Origin of the sequence: Streptomyces sp. NPDC005408 (assembly GCF_040606445.1) — a bacterium.
Taxonomy (GTDB): domain Bacteria; phylum Actinomycetota; class Actinomycetes; order Streptomycetales; family Streptomycetaceae; genus Streptomyces.
This window is the reverse complement of record NZ_JBEXEX010000013.1, coordinates 112744-129417: the sequence shown is the minus strand read 5'-3', so window position 1 is coordinate 129417 and position 16674 is coordinate 112744. Positions and strand designations below refer to the sequence as shown.

The window sequence follows — 16674 nt, the reverse complement described above, 5'->3', positions numbered from 1 at the left end:
CGGGCATCCCGGACTCGATCCGCTCATGAAAGGTCGTGTCCCGTGGTGCTGTCGACATGCTCGGGAATCTCGCCGTCGTGCCGGTCGCCCGTCGTCTTCGTACCGGAGGGCTCGAACATCAGGATCGAGCCGCCGGGCGAGGAGGGCTTGTGCTCGACGCCTTTCGGGACGACGTAGGTGTCACCCTGGTGGAGCTCGACGGTGGACTCGGTGCCGTCGGCGGCACGCAGGGCGATGTCGAAACGCCCGTCGAGTACGAGGAAGAACTCGTCGGTGTCCTCATGGACGTGCCAGACGTGTTCTCCGGCGGTGTGGGCGATCCGTACGTCGTAGTCGTTCATCCGGGCGACGATGCGGGGGCTGTAGACCTCGTCGAAGGAGGCGAGGGCTTCGGTGAGGTTGACCGGCTTGTTGTCCATACCGTCGATACTGCGCGGCGAAGGCCGCGTTGTCTTGTAGGTATGTGCGACGGGTGGCGGGCGGCAGGCGGTCCTACGGAGCCGCCGCGAGAGCTCCGAGCAGCACTCCAGCCAGCGCGCCCACGATCATGAAGGGCCCGAAGGGGATCGCGGTCTTGCGGCTCGCGCGGCGCAGGGCCATGAGCCCGAGCCCGTACAGCGAGCCGAGCAGAAAGCCCGCGAAGGCTCCGGCGAAGAGCACCGCCCAGCCGTACCAGCCGAGGACGACGCCGAGCGAGAGCGCGAGCTTGACGTCGCCGAAGCCCATGCCGTTCGGGTGGATCAGGAAGAGCACGAAGTAGGCGGCGCCGAGGGCGAGCCCGCCGAGCAGTGCCGTGGGCCAGGAGCCGCCGTCGCCGGGGAGCAGCGCGGCGAGCCCGAGGAGGGCGGCGGCCGCGGCGGCGAGCGGGAGGGTCAGCTGGTCGGGCAGGCGGTGGACGTTGCGGTCGACGAGGGCCAGCAGTACGGCGATGGGCGTGATCAGCAGCCAGACGGCCAGCTCGGGGCGCGGCCCGGTGGCGGCGGCGAGGGCCGTGCAGACAAGGGCGCTGACGAGCGGAACGAGCGGCTGGGAGCAAGGGGCGGGGGCTTCTGCTGCGGGCGCGGTTGTGGCGGGCGCGTCGGGTTCGCGGGCCGCCGTGCCTTCACCCGCGCCTTCGCCTTCTGCCGTACGGGCCGGAACGGCCGTGGCGCAGGCCGCACACCGCGCCCCGCCGATCCAGCCCTGCGCGGGCCCGGTGAACGGGTGCCCGGCGGGGCAGGCGTCGCGCCACTCCTCCTCCGGCTCGACGGAGAGCCGGTACGCGGCGCGCGGGACGAACAGCCCCGCGACGGCGCCCCACAGGGCGGCGGCGGCGATCAGCGTGGCGTACACGGAAGCGATCGTAGGCCGCGATTCCCGGCCGGTCATGGGCCCTGGGGCCCACTCCCGCTGATCCGGGGCCCATAGGGGGTGTCTTTCGAATCTTGCCGGGCTCGCGTGCCCTGGCACGCACTCCCCCGTAGCCCTTCGGGCACGGGAGGTGCCCCCACGCTGCGTTGTCGTCAGTCGCCGACGCTCCGCGTCGGCTCTCCCCCTGCCTTCGGCGGGGGGACCCCCATCCTCCGCCTTGCGATCGCACGCACCGCAGTGACATCAGCCGCTCCGCGGCGGGCCGCTCACTGATCCGGCCTGATCCAAAAGACACCCCCTAGCCGTACGCCGGGCGCTACGGTCTACGACCATGGGTGGACGGCGTCAATGGCACAACGGCACAGGGACGTTGAGAGTGGCCGGGCACAAGAGCGGTGTCCCGGTGGAGATCGCCGCTTCGTACGGGCCGCGGCGGCGCGGGCTGCTGGGACGGGACGGGATCGAGGGCGCGATCCTGCTGACGCCGTGCAACAGCGTGCACACCTTCCGCATGCGCTTCCCCATCGATGTGGCGTACCTGGACAGGGAGTTGAGGGTCCTCGACGTCCACACGATGAAGCCGGGACGGCTCGGCATGCCGCGGCTGCGGGCGCGGCATGTGCTGGAGGCGGAGGCCGGGGCGATGGCGGAATGGGGGCTGCGCCCCGGCCCGCAGCTGACGATTACCTGAGCTTCGCCGTCTGTGCCGTGAGGAGGACGGACGGGATCTTCGGGGTCTGCGGCCCCTCGAAGTTCCCGGTGTAGAAGGTCGCGAGCGTGCCGCCGGACCGTACGACCTGGAAGACCAGGGGTACGGGAAGCCCCTCGAAGTCGCCGGTGACCTGATAGGCGAACGCGTCGTCGCCGACCCTGGCGACCGGCAGCGCCTTCACGCCCTTGTACCTCGACGACCCCTCACCGCCGCTCGCCGTGAAGCCGCCCTCGCACGCATCGACGGCGGTACGCAACCGGCTCAGTACCGTCGCCGCGCCCTGCACCCCGTGGGCAGTGAGGAACTCGGACACGGCCGGCCGGTTGTCCTTGGCGCCCGTGAGCTGGCGATAGGCGGAGGCCTGTGCGAGGGGCTCGGGCTTGCCGTTGATGACGGCGGTGAGCGGGGCGCATTCGGGCTTGTCGGCACTCTCGCCCTGGGACGGCGGGGCGCCCAGGGGGCCGGCGTTGAACCCCGCCGCGTCGCCCGTGGCGAGGATCGCCTTCTCCAAGTCGGCCTTGGAGAGGTCCTTTTGGGGCGTGGCGGGGGCAGCCGGGGTGGGGGCCTGCGGAGTCGGTGCCCGGGTGGTGGCGGGCGTGGCGGCGGTCTCCTTCTTCGGCTGCTGCGGCTTTCCGGCGGTGTCGTCCGCGCCACCGCAGCCGGCCGTGAGCCCCACGGCAAGGGCCAAGGCCGCTGCCACCACTCCCGTACGCCGCCTCATCCGTGCCCACCTCGTCCGTTGTCAGGGTTCGGTCGCCGCACGCTAACAGCGGTGTTCACGCCCCCGCATGGGCCCACGGACCCAAACGCCGCCCGGCTACGGCCTGCAGCTCGGCGTCGGCTACAGCCTGCGGCTCGGCACGGCCCGGAGTCTTGGCCAGCGGTCGAGCACGGCCAGACGCATGTCCGCGCCGAGCCGCCCGAGGCCGCCCACCGCTTCACTGCCGCCGCTCATCCCGGCCACCACTGCGAGCCGGTGCACCAGCCGCTCCCGCGCGCTCACCGTCCCCCACGTCCAGTCCTCGTCCATGACCCGGGCCAACTGATCGACGGTCCCGCGCTCCGCACGCTGGACCAGCGCGTCGCCCCGGATCAGCCACCCCGCACAGGCGTCGGCGAGCTCACCCTCGACCTCCGTACCGGTCGCCTCCCGCCAGGTCGCGCGGTATGCGGCTTCAGCCTGCGTCAGCAGCGGCTCGGGTGCTGAGGTCACACACCAGCAGGTGGGGAAGCCGATCCGCAGATACGCCAGCTCCATCAGCGCATTGCCGAGGCAGGCCTGCTCGAAGTCGATGAAGCGGATGCCGTCGCCGGTGTGCAGATCGTTGCCCGGGCAGGGGTCGCCGTGCAGCAGGGCGCGCGGCCCGTTCAATTCGCCAAGTCTGTCGAGGAGTTGAGCCAGCTCCTCCTCGACGCCGTTCGGGATCCGGACCCCGAGCGCGTCGGCCAAGCCCAGAAACGACACGGTGTCCTTCGCGTCCGGCCCGGCCCAGGGCGGCAGCTCCGCGCCGCCCCCCTCCGCGCCCGCCGCATGCAGCCGGGCGAGCGCCGTCGCGTACTGGACCTCCCAGCCCGCACGCGGCGGCCTGTGCTCCACGTATTCCAGCACCAGTACGCGCTCGTCGGGATCCACGCCCAAAAGTCGTGGCACAACAGGTGGTTGGACCGGACCGGCGAGCCGCAGCGCGGCCACCTCGCGCGCGTACCGCTCATCGGCTCCCGCGCCCGCGACGAGCTGCTTGACGACGGCGGTGCCCCCGTCCAGCCGGACGCGCCACACCGCGGACCGCGGGCTGCTCTCCAGCAGCCGGGCGCGCCGTGGCACCCCCAGCTCGTCCCGAAGCCATGCGCCGAAAGGCACTTTCATGTCCGCTCCCCCGTTTCCTCGTCCTCCCAGGGGACGCGCCGGGGCCGCCGGCCCCGCCACCACTGCGCCGCGTCGTCGGCATCCGTCGGCACCGTATGCGTACGGAAGAGGTCGTCGAGTTGCCCGAGCGCCGTACGGAAGGGCTTCACGTACGCCTCCGGAAGCCGCGGCTCCAGCACCTCGAGCTCGTCGCGCTCGGACAGATCCTCCTCGTACAGATCCGGGCGATACCGTCCCGACGGTGCCCAGTCCCGTTCGAGCCTGCGCACCAGCCGCTCCCACATCACCAGGCCGATGCGGGCCGCGTCCGCCTCGCTGCCCGCCGAGCTGTCCGGGACGACGGCCGTGAAGGCATCGGTCACCGGGATGTCGATGCGCTCCTCGCGCAGGATCTCCGGCAGCACCGTCACCTGGGCGTCCGGAAGATCCGGCACCGGTGCCTCGACGGCGTCGACGACGTATGGATCCTCGTGCTCGTCCGGGTCGTACAGCCGGGCGCGCGTCACCAGACCCTCCGCGGTCACCGCCCAGTACGCGCTCGGCGGGACCGACTCGGCCGGGTGCAGCACGGTCGTCCCCGCCCGCGCCGCGAGCCTGCGCGCCAGGCCGGCCTCGTCGAGTTCGCCGGCAGGTTCTCTCTCGCCGGCCCCCTCCGCGACGTACACATCGAGCATGAGGCCGAGGCCCCCACCGGGCAGCCGGGTGTAGACGCACAGCACGGGGGCGTCCCAGTTCCGCGCCTCCGGGTCCCCGTTCGCGTCGGCGACATCGACATCGGCGGGAGTGACCCCCACACAATCGGCGAGAGCGGCGACGAGCGCGTCGGGTTCGAGCACGGCCACGGTGAACAGATCACCCGTCACGGGTACGTCCCGTCGTAGATCTTCTTGGCTTTCTCCACGACCTCAGGATTGTTCGCGAACCGCGGGTTCCGAGTCAACGCCGGCACGTCCGTCCGCCCGCCCGCCTTGGCGATCTCTTTGAGGGCCGCGTATTCGTTCCGGTTCAGCTCCACGAGCCCGTTGCCGGATATCGGGAAGGTCCGGCCGTTCTCCTCGACCCCGTACTTGCGGCCGTTGATCTCATACGCGCTGCCGTTGTCGACGAGCTTCGCCTTGCCCTCCGCGATGCCCTGGATATCGCCCTCGATCTCGGCCTCGCGCCCCTTCAGGATGACGGTGTTCTTCTCCTTCACCATGCCGTTCTTCGCACCGGCGACGGTGTGGCGCTGATGCGGCGGCTTCAGCTTCTTCCCGGCCGCGGGCCCCTTGACGCTGGGATCCGCTTCCCACTCCTTGCAGGGATTGTTGTTGTGCACGAGGGCGTACGAGGACCCGATTCCCACGTAGTACGCGTGGATACCGGCGACCGCGAGGTCGTGTGTGGTCCGCCGCTCGGTGTACCGGGAGACCGCGGTGACCACGAGCGAGCCCCCGCCCGGCAGCCGCAGCTCGTCCCCGGCTGCGACCTCGGCGGCGTCCGCCCACCGCCGCTCATTGCTGAGCCAGAAGGGGTGCGTGTCCGTGGCCGTGACCGTGCCCGCGGGTGTGCTCAGCCGGGTGAAGTGCTTGTCGTCGTACGTCGTGAAGGTGTCCGTGACCCGCCGCAGCGCGGTGACCCCACTCGCCGGATCGGTCGCGACGACCTGCTCCCCCACACGTACCGATTCGATCGGAACACTGACTCCGCCCGCGAGCAGAACCCCCGTACCAGGAAGGAAGCTGTGGCTGGCAAGACACGTCGGCCTGTCGGGCTTCTTCGGCTTGTCGGGGTCCCACTTCTTCCTGGCATCCTCGAGCGCCTTCTCGGCGTCCTTGACACGCTTGCGGTTCTTGATGAGCCCCTTGAGCCCGTCGTACAACTCCCCGCCATGCTTCTTGAGCCTCCTGACGAGCTCGACGGCCTTCTTCCACTTCCAGGGCGCCCCGTACTTCGCGGCAAGCTTCCCGACGGCGCCGCCGATGAGGCTGAGGAGCACATTGATGAGCGTCTCGGTGCAGGCGCCCATGTCGCCCTTGGTGATGCAGTCGAGCGCGTCGGTGATGCCGAGTTCGTCGGCGAGGATCTTCGCGAGTTCCTTTGCGGCCTCGATGGCCTTGTCCTGGTTGGACTTCTCGTCCTTCTGCGCGTCCTGAAGCTCCTTGAGGGCCTTCTCGTAGTCGAGCTGGGACTGGGGCTTTTCGGAGGCGTCGCCGGTTCCGTCGTCGGAGGCGGGCTGGTCGTCCTCGGAAGGGTTTCCGCCCGCCTGCGGGTCTCCCCCGCCATCGACGCCACAACTGCCGCCGACCGCCTGGCAGATCTTGTTCCCGATGGCCTTGCCCACCTCGGGTACACCACCCGTCGCCACCAGCGCGCCGATGATGGCGATCACGACGACGACCAGACCGATGTACTCCACCGCCGTCTGCCCCGACTGCGACTTCCGCAGCCCGAGCGCCCTGGCATCGGTGCGCGGCAACAGCGCACGCATCCGCCGGCGAAGCTGACGCACTACCCCCATACGCGACATGCACACGACGCTAAAGCGCGGTCCACGCACAGTCGTGGGCCCCAGGGCCCAAAGTCGGGCTCACCTCGGGCGGACACGGGACGTGGGCCCCGCTGCAAGGAGATTGCGGCGGAGCCCACGCAGTCCAGGATGTCTAGGAAGCAGTGCCGCGCGGGAAGGAGACCTCCACACGCCGGTTCTTCCGTCGGTTCTCCTCGGAGTTGTTCTCGGCGATCGGGAACTGTTCGCCGTATCCCCGGATCTCGTAGGTGATGCCTACGGCGGCGAGTTCCTGGGAGAGCACACCGTGCACCGCGGCGGCGCGCTGCTTGGACAGCACATCACCGTGCTCGGCCGAGCCCAGGTCGTCCGTGAAGCCGAACACCCGAACCTTCTTGGCGTTCTGCTTCTTGATCTCCTCGGCAATCGCCTTGATACGTGAGTTGGCGTCGCTGCTCAGTTTTGCGCTGTCCTTGCCGAAGAGGACCTCGGCCTGCAGGCTGAACTTGACCTCGGAATTCGAGTCCTCGCGCTGCTCATTGCCCGCCTCGTCGCCGACGACCTGCTTGATTTCCAGAACCTTGGGCGAGGCGAGCGTCGCGCCGTCGACCATCTTGAGGTCGGGGTCACTGACGTCGATCTTCCCCTCGTACACGGACTCGGCTTTGGGGCGCGGTCCATCGTCGGCGCCTGCCGACGGGACGGCAACAACGGTCAGAGCAAGGGCGATGGAGCCGATGAACACGGCCCTGCCACGCACGAATCCAGTGCTGACTCGCATGCCTCACTCGCTTCCGAGCCGGAGCGCCACAGACTGGAAGGTCGGTAGCGAGAACGTCACCTGGTTCACGGTCTCGGGCGGCGCCGGGAACTGCATGAACACAGGCACACTGGCCTTGGCCGCGACGCTGCTGAGAGTGGTTACGAGGGGACGGTTCTCGGTGTCTCGCAGGACGTAGTAGCGCTTCTTCTCCTTGGAATCCACGAAAGTGGCCCCGGCAAGCGACCCGCCTCCGACGGCCTGTGCGATCTCCAACTCGGATCCACGCCAGTCCGTCGTGTCCTGGAAGTCCTGGTCCGTAGTGTTCCGAAGGTTCCCATTAATGGTGACGAAGCCACCGGAGTCCCGTACGGCGGCGGTGATATCCAGTTCGATGCCCTTTTCGCCCTTCAAGGTGGCGATGACCTTGTCCGGCTGAGGTTTGGCGCTGCCTGGATCTCCCTTGCCCCCTTGGTCAACCGCGCCTCCGTTGTCCGGGGCCGACGACTGGCCGGCGTTGGCGCTCTTGTCGGGCTTGTCACCGTCGCTGCCGCACGCGGCCAGCGTGAAAATCAGCGCCACCGCCGCGGTGACGGCCGCCGCCGTCCTGCGCGCCTGTGAGATCTGCCGCATGCTCATGACTGCAATTCCTCTGCTAGTTGTCACTCGGTCAGTTCGCGTCGATCAGACGGACGGTGAAAAGATCAGCCAGGTCCGGCACGCTACCCAGGTCGTCCGGATCGATCAACGAGCCCAGGCCGTCGCAATCCAGCTTCGCTCCTCTGAGCGAACATTTCGGCACGACAACACCCCTGGCTTTGGCCTCGCCCTTTTCGTCCGCAGTACCCGGGATCACCGAATCACCGATGGTCTTCTTGGTTTCGACCCCGACCGTGAAACCCCAGTACTCCCCGTAGTAGGGCAGGCAACTGGTCCTGTCCGAGTCATTCTTCTGCGCGTACTCATCGGCGGCCTGACATACCGCGCCGGGGCCGAACCCTCGTCCGAGAATGAGGTCCGCCCAGTCGTCCGGCAGCTTCGGCCCGAGCAGTTTGTCGACGATCTGATCGCGCGCATCCCGGGCTGCGGCCAGCGCGGCGGCGTCGGCAGCACCCTGGGCGCCATTTCGCTGGTCGGCGGACACGCCGACCACGAAATACGCGAACGCGAGGAAGAGCAGGCCCGCCACCACCGTGATGTAGATGGGGAAAGCCTGCCCTGCCTCGCGTTGCCTGCGGGTCACTCCAGCAAGTGTCAGCCGCCGGCCGTGCCGACAACCTGCTTGATCTTCTTGCCGATCGTCTCGCCGATGTCCTGCTTCATCGTCACGATGATCGCGATGATCGCAATGACCGCCACCAGCATGCCGATGTACTCGACCGAGGTCTGACCCTTGTCGGCCCTGCGGCTCATCCGCTCGATCGCCGTGTTCTTCCAGCCGCTCACACGAAGCTGAGTCGCAACCGCCGTCTTGAGCGCGATGTCCTTCGACATGATGTTCCCCTCCGGGTCCGGCCGGCCGCACACCGGCCGGTTCGCAAGTCTCCTGTGTGCCTTCCGCGTAACCGGCTTCCTCCTGGCCGGTGCCGCTTTCGACACGAGAAACGTACGACGGACCGGTGGTCCCGGCAGAGGGTCCCAGGGCCCAATCCAAGGCCCAAAGAGAAGGATGGGCCTGGCCGTTCGGAAGGTGGGCCCGATGGCCCGCAGCGCGCACCGCCGTGCCGTCAGCCATGGCCCGCGCCTCCCCTCGGCATACCGCCACCGCCACCGCCGTGACCATGTGCCGTGCCGAGCCATACCGCGATGGCCTCACTGCGGCTGGTGCTGTGCAGTTTGGCGAAGATGCGGTTGATGTGGTTCTTGACCGTCTTCTCACTGATGAAGCAGGTGGCGGCGATCTGCTGATTGGTCATGCCCGACGCGATCAGATCCATCACCTCCACCTCCCTCGAACTCAGCCTGAACTCCGTCTTGGACGACTGTCCCACATTCGGTTGCATACGCGAAGAGTCCTGCTGTGGCTGCAATGAGTTTGATACATAGGGGCCGCCCTGAAGCCCGAAGTTGGACGTCTGGCGCGGATCGGTTTGCGGTACGGAACCGTGTGCAGTCGCACCCTGATTGGGCACACCGGTGGTGAACACCTGTCCCAGCCCGTCCGGCAGGGCCTGAGGCCCGGCCGGCGTAGGCTCGCCTCTCATGTGGGCGAGCAGTGCATTGGCCGCGGTCACCGTGAAGTGGGCCCGGCCCTGCGTGATGTCCCGTACGGCGTCGACGAGTTGGTCGGCGGTGAACTCGCCGTGGACCAGGTAGCCGCCCGCCCCCAGGCGCAGCGCCTCCTGCACGATCTCGCTCTCACGGCTGTACGTCAGCATCATCACCGGGGCGATGCGCACCAGATGCGGCAGCGCGGAGATGCCGTCGACGCCCGGCATCCTGACGTCGAGCAGCACCACGTCCGGACGGTGTTGCTGGACCGCCTCATAGGCCTCGCGCCCGTCGGCTGCCTCGGCGACGACCGCGATGTCCTCGCGACCGGAGAGCAGCACGTGGAGCCCGGCCCGTACGACGGGGTTGTCGTCGGCGACGACGACGCGAAGCGGTGTCGGCGTCACCGGAGCGGGGAGGGCGGGGAACCCTCCGGATGCCGCGGCCGGCGGGGGAAGTGGTACCTGCGCAGGTGTGTGCTCGGAGCGGATGGGTGTGCTGTGCGAGGACGTGTGCTGGGACACGTGCGACGACGGCAATTGCTGTCCTGACGTGTACGACGAATCGTCCGGCATGGTGCGGCCTCCTTTCAGTGTGTGGGGGACTGGTGTGGGTGGGGACTGGCTAGTGCGTGAGCGACGGGTGTACGGCGGGCGGCAGACCGCTGGGCAGGAGTGCGCTGACGGGGATCTCGAGTCGGACTTCGGTTCCTTTGGTCGCCCGTCCACGTCCGATGCGGATTCGGGCGCCGATTCCGGCGGCGCGCTCGACCATGCCGACGAGTCCGAAGTGACCCGCTTTTCTGAGGTCGTCGAGTGACGTGCCCGGCGGCAGGCCGCACCCGTCGTCGTAGACGCTGATGCGCAGCGCTCTGTCGACGACCCCTACGGACACGTCGACATAGGTGGGCCTTGCATGGCGTTGGGCGTTCTCCATCGCTTCGGACGCGATGGTCAGTAAGTGCCGGGCGACAGCGTGGGGGACGCCGGGTACGGACGCTTCACCGAGCCTGCGCCAGGTGGCTCGCAACCCGGTCCGCCGGGCGAAGTCATCCGTACGGGCGCCGAGTTCTGCGACCACGTCCACCCCGGCGGCTCCGAGATCGGTCTGGCGTCGCAGGTCGGAGAGCAGTTCGCGGGATTCGGCGGCAGCACGGCGGGCGGATCTGGCGACCATGTCGGCCTGGTGTTTGACGGTGAGAGGGTCCATCCGGTCGGCGGAGGAGGCCAGTCCGTCTGCGGCCATCGCCACACCGTGCAGGGTCTTGGCGACCGAGTCGTGCATCTCGCGTGCCAGACGGGCACGTTCCCCCTGGACGGCCTCGGTCACAGCGAGCCGCGAGCGTACGTCGCTCAGTGCCTGGGTCGCCGTACCGAAACGGAGCATCAACTGGCGGAGGCTGACTCCGACCGCGCCCAGCACGGCGCACAGGCCGGGCAGAAGCGTGGAACCGGCGATCGACACCTGGAGCTGGGTGTTGGCGGCGTAAGCGGCAAAGATGATCAGGATGGTCAGTGCGGCGAAGACGCCGGCACCTCGCCATCCGTAGACAAGGCCGGCCAGCAGCGGTGTACAGATGGTGACGTAGCTCAGGGGGCTGGCCGGGGTTGCGGTGATCAGGAGCAGCGCGCCGAAGAAGGCGTCGATGCCGAGCAGCCAGGGGTGCTGCAGCAGGAGTGGACCGAAGCGCTCCCAGTCACGGAAGAGGACGTAGGAGCCCATGAAGGTGACCAGGATGGCGATGCCGACGAGGAGGGTCGGCCAGCCGGATGCCGCGCCCACGACGGCGAAGGGGGTGGCCAGCGCGATCATCGCCAGCCGGAATCCGAAGACCTGACGGCACATGGCCTGGAGCGCGCTCAGCTGAATCTTGAGCGCCGGCTCGGCGGGAACGACATCGCCGGATGCGACGCCGAGCACGCCGTCCGCCGTCATGGTGCCGGCCGGTCCGGTGGACACCTGGTGCAGTGCCATGGAGCTTTCCCCCTTCCGCAGGATCCCCTGCTCATCCGCCGATGCTCATGCCTGAGCCGAGGAACATGCCCGCGCCGATGAGCAGGATCGTGGCCGGGACCATGAGCATGGTCACGATGCCCGTCGCCTGAGGTACGGCTTTGGACGCCCTGCGGCGGGCATTCTGGGCGTCCGTACGGCGCATGTCGTTGGCGATGGCGATCAGGGTGTCGACGATGGGCGCACCGAGTTCCTCGCCCTGTTGGAGCGCGGTGACGAACTGGGCGACCTGCTCGGACGCGTTGCGCTTGCGGAGCTGTTCGAAGGCATCGCGGCGGCTCATGCCCATGTCCATCTGACGGAGCGTGATCTTGAGCTCGTCGGCCCAGGGCCCCCGGTACCGCTCCGCCACTCGGTCGAGGGCCTGGCGGAAGCCGAGGCCGGCCGAGACGACGACCGCCAGCACATCGAGGAAGTCGGGCAGCGTGCGCTCGATGGCGGCCTTGCGCGCCCGGGTGGCCGCCCAGATTCCCACCTCCGCCCACCAGATACCGAAGGCCACGAACAGCAGCGCGAAGAAGGGGTGCGCGTTGATGAGCAGGGCGAACGCCCCGAGCGCGCCGATGAAGCCGTAGACGGCGCGGCGGGCGGCGTAGCGGTCCACGGTCAGACCGCCGGGGTTGCCCGCCATGTCGAGCCGTATGCGCAGCTTGTTGACGCGCTTGGGTCCCATCATGCGCAGCACCGCGGGCGCGTAGCGTATGCCCAGGCGGTCGATGCCGCCGCCGACGGCGGTGGTGCGGGTGGAGCCCACTTCGAGGGCGACGGCCAGGTCGGACGGCAGCCTGGCGTCGGCGCGGTAGAGCCTGATCCCGTAGAACATGCCGGTGACGGACAGTCCGGCGGCGAGTGCGAGCAACAGTTCCATGGCGGCCCTCAGACTTCGATCTTGGCCAGTCGGCGGACGAGGAAGAAGCCGACCAGGTAGAGCCCCAGGGCGAGCAGGACGACCGCCTGCCCCAGGGTGTTTCCGGTGATCTTGTCCAGTGCGCCGCTCCAGACGCTGTCCATCAGCATCAGCATCGCGAGTCCCATGCCGGGGACGATGTACGCGGTCAGCGTCACCTGCGACAGCTGGGTCCTGACCTCGCGCCGGGTCTCCTTGCGCTCTTCCAGCGTCTCGGTGAGGTTGCGCAGAGAGCTGACGATGGCGCCGCCGGAGCGGTTGGAGAGCACGAGGGTGGTGACCAGGACGACTAGTTCGCGGGAGGGCAGCCGGTCCGCGAGCTCTCCCAGGGCGTCGTCGATGGAATGCCCGAGTGCGAGAGCGTTGGCGACCTTGGCCAGTTCGTCTCCCGCAGGCTCTTCCAGCTCCTCGGCGGCCAGGCTGATCGCCATCCGCAGGGCCAGCCCCGCCTGGGTGGCGTTCGCGATGATGCGGGAGAGTTCGGGCAGCTGGTTGATGAACTTCTCGATGCGCTTCTGGCGCTGCCAGTTGAGGAACGCGAAGGCGGACCAGAGCGCGATCAGTCCGGCGATCGGGCCGAAGAAGGACGCGAGCACCGAGCTGGCGAGGAGCCAGAAGCCGGCGACGGCGGCGACCATGTAGACGAAGAACTCACCTGGCGTGAGATCGAGACCGGTGGCGGCGAGCCGGAGCTCGATCTTCTTGCCGAAGCGGGTCTGTTTCAGTCTGCGGTCGACGCCCCGGAAGCGCCGTCGCCGCCCGGGGGTGGCGATTTGCTGTGTCGACGACAGGCGCAGTTCGAGCGCCGCGCGCTGGGCCTTGCCCGAGGCGTACGTATGGACACCCGCGATCAGGAGCGCGCTGAAGAGCAGTGTGGCGCCGATCGTCAGCTGATCCAGTCGATTCATTCCTGACACCTGCTCGCTACTTGGCTTCTCTGGAGGCGAGTTGTTCGTCGGACTGTGCGATACCGAAGGCTTGAGGGACGGGCTGGCCGGCCATGAAGAGGCGGTCGGCGAGACGGCGGGACAGCGGGTAGTACTCGAAGTGCCCGTGGATCTTCCCGTCGGCTCCCATCGGCTGGGAGAGGAACCGGCACACCGAGGCGATCTTGAAGGGCTCCCGCCCGTGCGAGTCGAGAAGCGCGATCTCGGTGATCTTCCTGGAGCCGTCGGCATGGCGGGTCAGCTGCACGATGACATCGACGGCGGAGTTGATCTGATCCTGCAGGGCCGCGAACGGGACCTCCACCTCGGACATCGAGGCGAGGGTCTGCAGTCGCATCAGCGCATCCTCGGCACTGTTGGCGTGGACGGTGGCGAGCGAGCCGTCGTGGCCCGTCGACATCGCCTGGAGCATGTCGAGCGTCTCGCCGCCACGGACCTCGCCGACGATGATGCGGTCCGGGCGCATACGCAGCGAGTTGCGGACGAGGTCACGAATGGTGATCCGCCCCTTGCCCTCGACGTTCGGAGGGCGGGACTCCAGCCGGATCACATGCGACTGCTGCAGCTGCAGCTCGGCCGAGTCCTCGATGGTGATCACACGTTCGCCCTCGGGAATCAGTCCGGACAGGGCGTTGAGCAGCGTCGTCTTTCCGGTGCCGGTGGCGCCGGACACGATGATGTTCATCTTGGACTGCACGAGCGCCGAGAGCAGATAGAGCATGGGCTCGTCGAGCGACTCCAGGCCGATCAGCTCGCGCAGCGTGAAGGCTCTGGGGAAGCGGCGGATCGTGAGGATGGGGCCGGTCAGCGACAGAGGAGGAATGATCACGTTGACGCGCTCGCCGCTGGGCAGCCGGGCGTCGACCATCGGATTCGACTCGTCCACCCGGCGGTTGACCGTGGAGACGATGCGCTCGATGGTCTGCATCAGCTGGTCGTTGGAGGCAAAGCGCATCGAAAGTTGCTCGACCCTGCCACCGCGCTCCACAAAGATCTGGTCCGGGCCGTTGACCATGATCTCGGAGACTGACGCGTCTTCCAGGAGAGGTTCGAGAATGCCGAGTCCAAGGGCTTCGTCGACGACCCTCCTGATCAGCTGGGCGCGCTCGACGGTGGAGAGGACGGGGCCTTCCCGGCTGATGATGTGACCCAGCACGCGCTCCAGCCGGACGCGGCGTTCCACCGCGGCCAGCGCAGACATCTCCGCGAGGTCGATCTCCTGAAGCAGCTTCGCCCGGTAGGTCGCGACGAGATGACCGTCTTCACGGTTCCCGCCGTTCTCCTCGGGGGCGCCTCGGCGCTCCAGAAGGCTCATCGGTTCTCCAACTCTTTCGCTGTGCCGGTCTATTCGTCGGTGCGCGGCATGGTGGACGTACGCTTCACCGGGTCGAAGTGGAACCCGGGGATGACCGAGGGGATCCGGACGGTGGCCGTCGCCGTGGCGTCGTCGGCCGAACCGCCCATGTCGACGCGGGTTCCTTCCTTGATGAGGTCGCTGACGGCCGCCTCACCCGCAGCCTTGGCCGCAACGTCGTCGTTGCTCTGAGAGCTGATGCGGGCCGCGGTACGCGCCGCCGTGCCGGCCTGCTGCATCGCGTATGCCGCCAGACCGAACTGGAGCAGGCAGATCCCGATGAGAATCAGGATCGGCAGGAATCCGATGTACTCGACCGCGGTCGCGCCCTTGTCGTCTCTGCGCCTGGTCATCGGTTCAGTCCTCCTCCAGCGGTGAACTGGCCCTGCCGGTCACCGTGCCGAACGAGTAGTCGATCAGGCCGGGTATCAGGACGGGCACCTTCACCACGACGCTCGCCCGCATTGAGTTGTGCCCGAGATCCTCGGTGCACTCGGCTACGAAGTCGTAGTCCGGGTCGGCCACTCCCAGGCGTGCGCCCTCCTGGCACTGCGCGCCCTGGTCGGGACGCAGGTAGTTCACGGCCGCCTCGTGCGCCGCCCGGTCCGCGCCGTTGCCCGCCAGGGTGTACGCGTATCCGAACAGCACGGCCTGCCAGAGCAGCACACACGTAAGGAGAATCAGCGGCAGCATGCCGACGAACTCGACGGCTATCTGGCCCCTGTCGCGTTCCTCGTCCCGCTGATGTCTGCTGCTCCATCTGTTTCTCATCCCCCTGCCCCCCACTTCCCTTCACTCGATGCGTCACCACGTGAGCGGCGACCGAACGTGAGCGACCCCCGGTCATTCGCTGACCGTCCGCCCTTGGCCTTGGTCCTGCCCTCGATCTCCGCCGTATTCACCAGGCCGAGTTCTCCGGCCAGGCCCCACAGCGCCTGCTTCACGGTGCTCTTGGCCTCCAGATCCTGCATACGGCCGGCGTCGACCGCACCCTGGAGTTCCTTGAAGTTCGACGGGACGGCGATCCGCGCCACGCGGGTGCCGGTGATCCGCTCGATCAGCGGCGGCTGGATTTCCGTATTGCGTATATGGCGGTTGACCACCGTGACCGTCTCTTCCGCCTTGCGGATCTGCAGCCGGTCCCAGAGCCGGACCATGCGCTTGGCCCCGCGCACCGCGACCACGTCCGGAGTGGTCACCAGGACCGCCTTCTCCGCCATCTCGATGGCGGTCGCGTTGGCGCTGCTCATCTGCGAACCGCAGTCGACGACCACGACCTGGTAGCGCTGGCGCAGTGCGCTGACGACCTGCCGCGCCACCCGGTCGGTCACCTCCTCGCCGCGCTCTCCCTCGCCCGGGGCGAGCAGCAGGCCAAGGCCGCTCTCGTGGTGGAAGACCACGTCCTGGAGCACCCGGGGCGAGATGTCCTGGATCCCCGCCAGATCGACGATCGAGCGGCGGAACTGCACATCCAGATACGAGGCGATGTCGCCCGCCTGCAGGTCCATGTCCACGAGCGCGGTGTGCTGGCCGGAGGCCTGTGCGGCCAGGGCCAGTTGGACCGCGGTCAGCGTGGTGCCGACGCCGCCCTTGCCGCCCGCCACGGCGACGACGGTGCCGCCGGGACCGGAGAAGACCTCTGTGCCCTGGCCGAGGTGGCGGCGCACTCCGACGGACCAGCCGGCCGCCGCCTGAACCCGGGTGACCAACTCCTCGTAGCTCAGCGGCAGACCGATCAGACCTCGTGCACCCGAGTCCATGGCCGCCGAGAACAGCCCGGGGCTGGCGTCGGAGGTGATGAGCACGACCCCGACCGCGGGGAAACGCAGGGCCACTTCCCGGATCACCTCGAGCGCCGGAACCGGCCCGATCCGCTCGTGCACCAGGACGACCTCGGGCAGCTCGTCGATCGACTCTCCGGCCAGCCGGGCCAGGGTGTCGAGGAGCGTTGTCGAGTCGCCCACCGGGCCGGCCGGCTCCGCGTCGGGGAGCTGGCTGAGCAGGGTGGTGATGGACCGGGCGGCGTCGGCGTCGCCGACTGCCGGGATGATTCGCGTGGTCATGC

19 protein-coding genes are annotated in these 16674 nt (G+C 68.5%); 1 reads left to right on the top strand and 18 read right to left on the bottom strand.

Annotated elements, in window-relative coordinates; genetic code table 11:
- Positions 1 to 23 precede the first annotated feature (23 nt).
- Both ABZS64_RS15505 and ABZS64_RS15500 read right to left on the bottom strand, forming a co-directional pair.
- On the bottom strand, positions 24 to 419 hold the full coding sequence (locus tag ABZS64_RS15505) for a cupin domain-containing protein (RefSeq protein WP_355828699.1): 396 nt from the start codon (positions 417 to 419) through the stop codon (positions 24 to 26).
- A 73-nt stretch (positions 420 to 492) separates the two neighbouring features.
- A complete protein-coding gene (locus tag ABZS64_RS15500) occupies positions 493 to 1332 on the bottom strand; it encodes a prepilin peptidase (RefSeq protein WP_355828697.1) in 840 nt (279 codons plus the stop codon).
- Positions 1333 to 1681: 349 nt separating this feature from the next.
- Between ABZS64_RS15500 and ABZS64_RS15495 the strand changes: the two genes are divergently transcribed.
- Positions 1682 to 2041, top strand: coding sequence for a DUF192 domain-containing protein (locus ABZS64_RS15495; RefSeq protein ID WP_355828694.1), 360 nt, complete (start codon positions 1682 to 1684; stop codon positions 2039 to 2041).
- Here ABZS64_RS15495 and ABZS64_RS15490 read toward each other — a convergent pair.
- The 16 genes from ABZS64_RS15490 to ABZS64_RS15415 all read right to left on the bottom strand — a co-directional run bounded on the left by ABZS64_RS15490 (position 2034) and on the right by ABZS64_RS15415 (position 16672).
- The gene (locus ABZS64_RS15490) at positions 2034 to 2783 is read right to left on the bottom strand and encodes a hypothetical protein (protein ID WP_355828692.1); all 750 of its coding nucleotides are present in this window, start codon (positions 2781 to 2783) and stop codon (positions 2034 to 2036) included. The two genes, ABZS64_RS15495 and ABZS64_RS15490, sit on opposite strands and share 8 nt — an antisense overlap.
- Positions 2784 to 2903: 120 nt before the next feature.
- On the bottom strand, positions 2904 to 3929 hold the full coding sequence (locus ABZS64_RS15485) for an aminoglycoside phosphotransferase family protein (protein WP_355828689.1): 1026 nt from the start codon (positions 3927 to 3929) through the stop codon (positions 2904 to 2906).
- On the bottom strand, positions 3926 to 4792 hold the full coding sequence (locus ABZS64_RS15480; protein ID WP_355828687.1) for a hypothetical protein: 867 nt from the start codon (positions 4790 to 4792) through the stop codon (positions 3926 to 3928). Before ABZS64_RS15480 ends, ABZS64_RS15485 begins: the two co-directional genes overlap by 4 nt.
- A complete protein-coding gene (locus tag ABZS64_RS15475; RefSeq protein ID WP_355828684.1) occupies positions 4789 to 6438 on the bottom strand; it encodes a polymorphic toxin-type HINT domain-containing protein in 1650 nt (549 codons plus the stop codon). Before ABZS64_RS15475 ends, ABZS64_RS15480 begins: the two co-directional genes overlap by 4 nt.
- Before the next feature lie 133 nt (positions 6439 to 6571).
- Complete coding sequence (locus ABZS64_RS15470) at positions 6572 to 7198, bottom strand: OmpA family protein (RefSeq protein ID WP_355828681.1); 627 nt, start codon at positions 7196 to 7198, stop codon at positions 6572 to 6574.
- A 3-nt stretch (positions 7199 to 7201) separates the two neighbouring features.
- Positions 7202 to 7816, bottom strand: a complete 615-nt coding sequence (locus ABZS64_RS15465; RefSeq protein ID WP_355828679.1) for a hypothetical protein — start codon at positions 7814 to 7816, stop codon at positions 7202 to 7204.
- Between the two features lie 31 nt (positions 7817 to 7847).
- The gene (locus ABZS64_RS15460; protein ID WP_355828676.1) at positions 7848 to 8420 is read right to left on the bottom strand and encodes a pilus assembly protein TadG-related protein; all 573 of its coding nucleotides are present in this window, start codon (positions 8418 to 8420) and stop codon (positions 7848 to 7850) included.
- Positions 8421 to 8431: 11 nt separating this feature from the next.
- Positions 8432 to 8671, bottom strand: a complete 240-nt coding sequence (locus ABZS64_RS15455; protein ID WP_355828673.1) for a hypothetical protein — start codon at positions 8669 to 8671, stop codon at positions 8432 to 8434.
- Positions 8672 to 8904: 233 nt separating this feature from the next.
- A complete protein-coding gene (locus ABZS64_RS15450) occupies positions 8905 to 9963 on the bottom strand; it encodes a response regulator transcription factor (RefSeq protein ID WP_355828670.1) in 1059 nt (352 codons plus the stop codon).
- Between the two features lie 49 nt (positions 9964 to 10012).
- Positions 10013 to 11323, bottom strand: a complete 1311-nt coding sequence (locus ABZS64_RS15445) for a histidine kinase (protein WP_355828844.1) — start codon at positions 11321 to 11323, stop codon at positions 10013 to 10015.
- Positions 11324 to 11393: 70 nt separating this feature from the next.
- Complete coding sequence (locus ABZS64_RS15440; RefSeq protein WP_355828668.1) at positions 11394 to 12269, bottom strand: DUF5936 domain-containing protein; 876 nt, start codon at positions 12267 to 12269, stop codon at positions 11394 to 11396.
- A gap of 8 nt (positions 12270 to 12277) precedes the next feature.
- Positions 12278 to 13216 carry a type II secretion system F family protein gene (locus tag ABZS64_RS15435; RefSeq protein WP_355828665.1) on the bottom strand — a complete coding sequence of 313 codons (939 nt, stop codon included), beginning with the start codon at positions 13214 to 13216 and terminating at the stop codon, positions 12278 to 12280.
- Between the two features lie 16 nt (positions 13217 to 13232).
- The gene (locus tag ABZS64_RS15430) at positions 13233 to 14570 is read right to left on the bottom strand and encodes a CpaF family protein (protein WP_355828663.1); all 1338 of its coding nucleotides are present in this window, start codon (positions 14568 to 14570) and stop codon (positions 13233 to 13235) included.
- Between the two features lie 29 nt (positions 14571 to 14599).
- Positions 14600 to 14962: a TadE/TadG family type IV pilus assembly protein gene (locus tag ABZS64_RS15425; RefSeq protein WP_355828660.1), complete on the bottom strand. Its 363-nt coding sequence runs from the start codon at positions 14960 to 14962 to the stop codon at positions 14600 to 14602.
- A gap of 4 nt (positions 14963 to 14966) precedes the next feature.
- Positions 14967 to 15380: a TadE family protein gene (locus ABZS64_RS15420; RefSeq protein ID WP_355828658.1), complete on the bottom strand. Its 414-nt coding sequence runs from the start codon at positions 15378 to 15380 to the stop codon at positions 14967 to 14969.
- Complete coding sequence (locus tag ABZS64_RS15415) at positions 15377 to 16672, bottom strand: AAA family ATPase (RefSeq protein WP_355828656.1); 1296 nt, start codon at positions 16670 to 16672, stop codon at positions 15377 to 15379. Before ABZS64_RS15415 ends, ABZS64_RS15420 begins: the two co-directional genes overlap by 4 nt.
- Between the last annotated feature and the right edge of the window lie 2 nt (positions 16673 to 16674).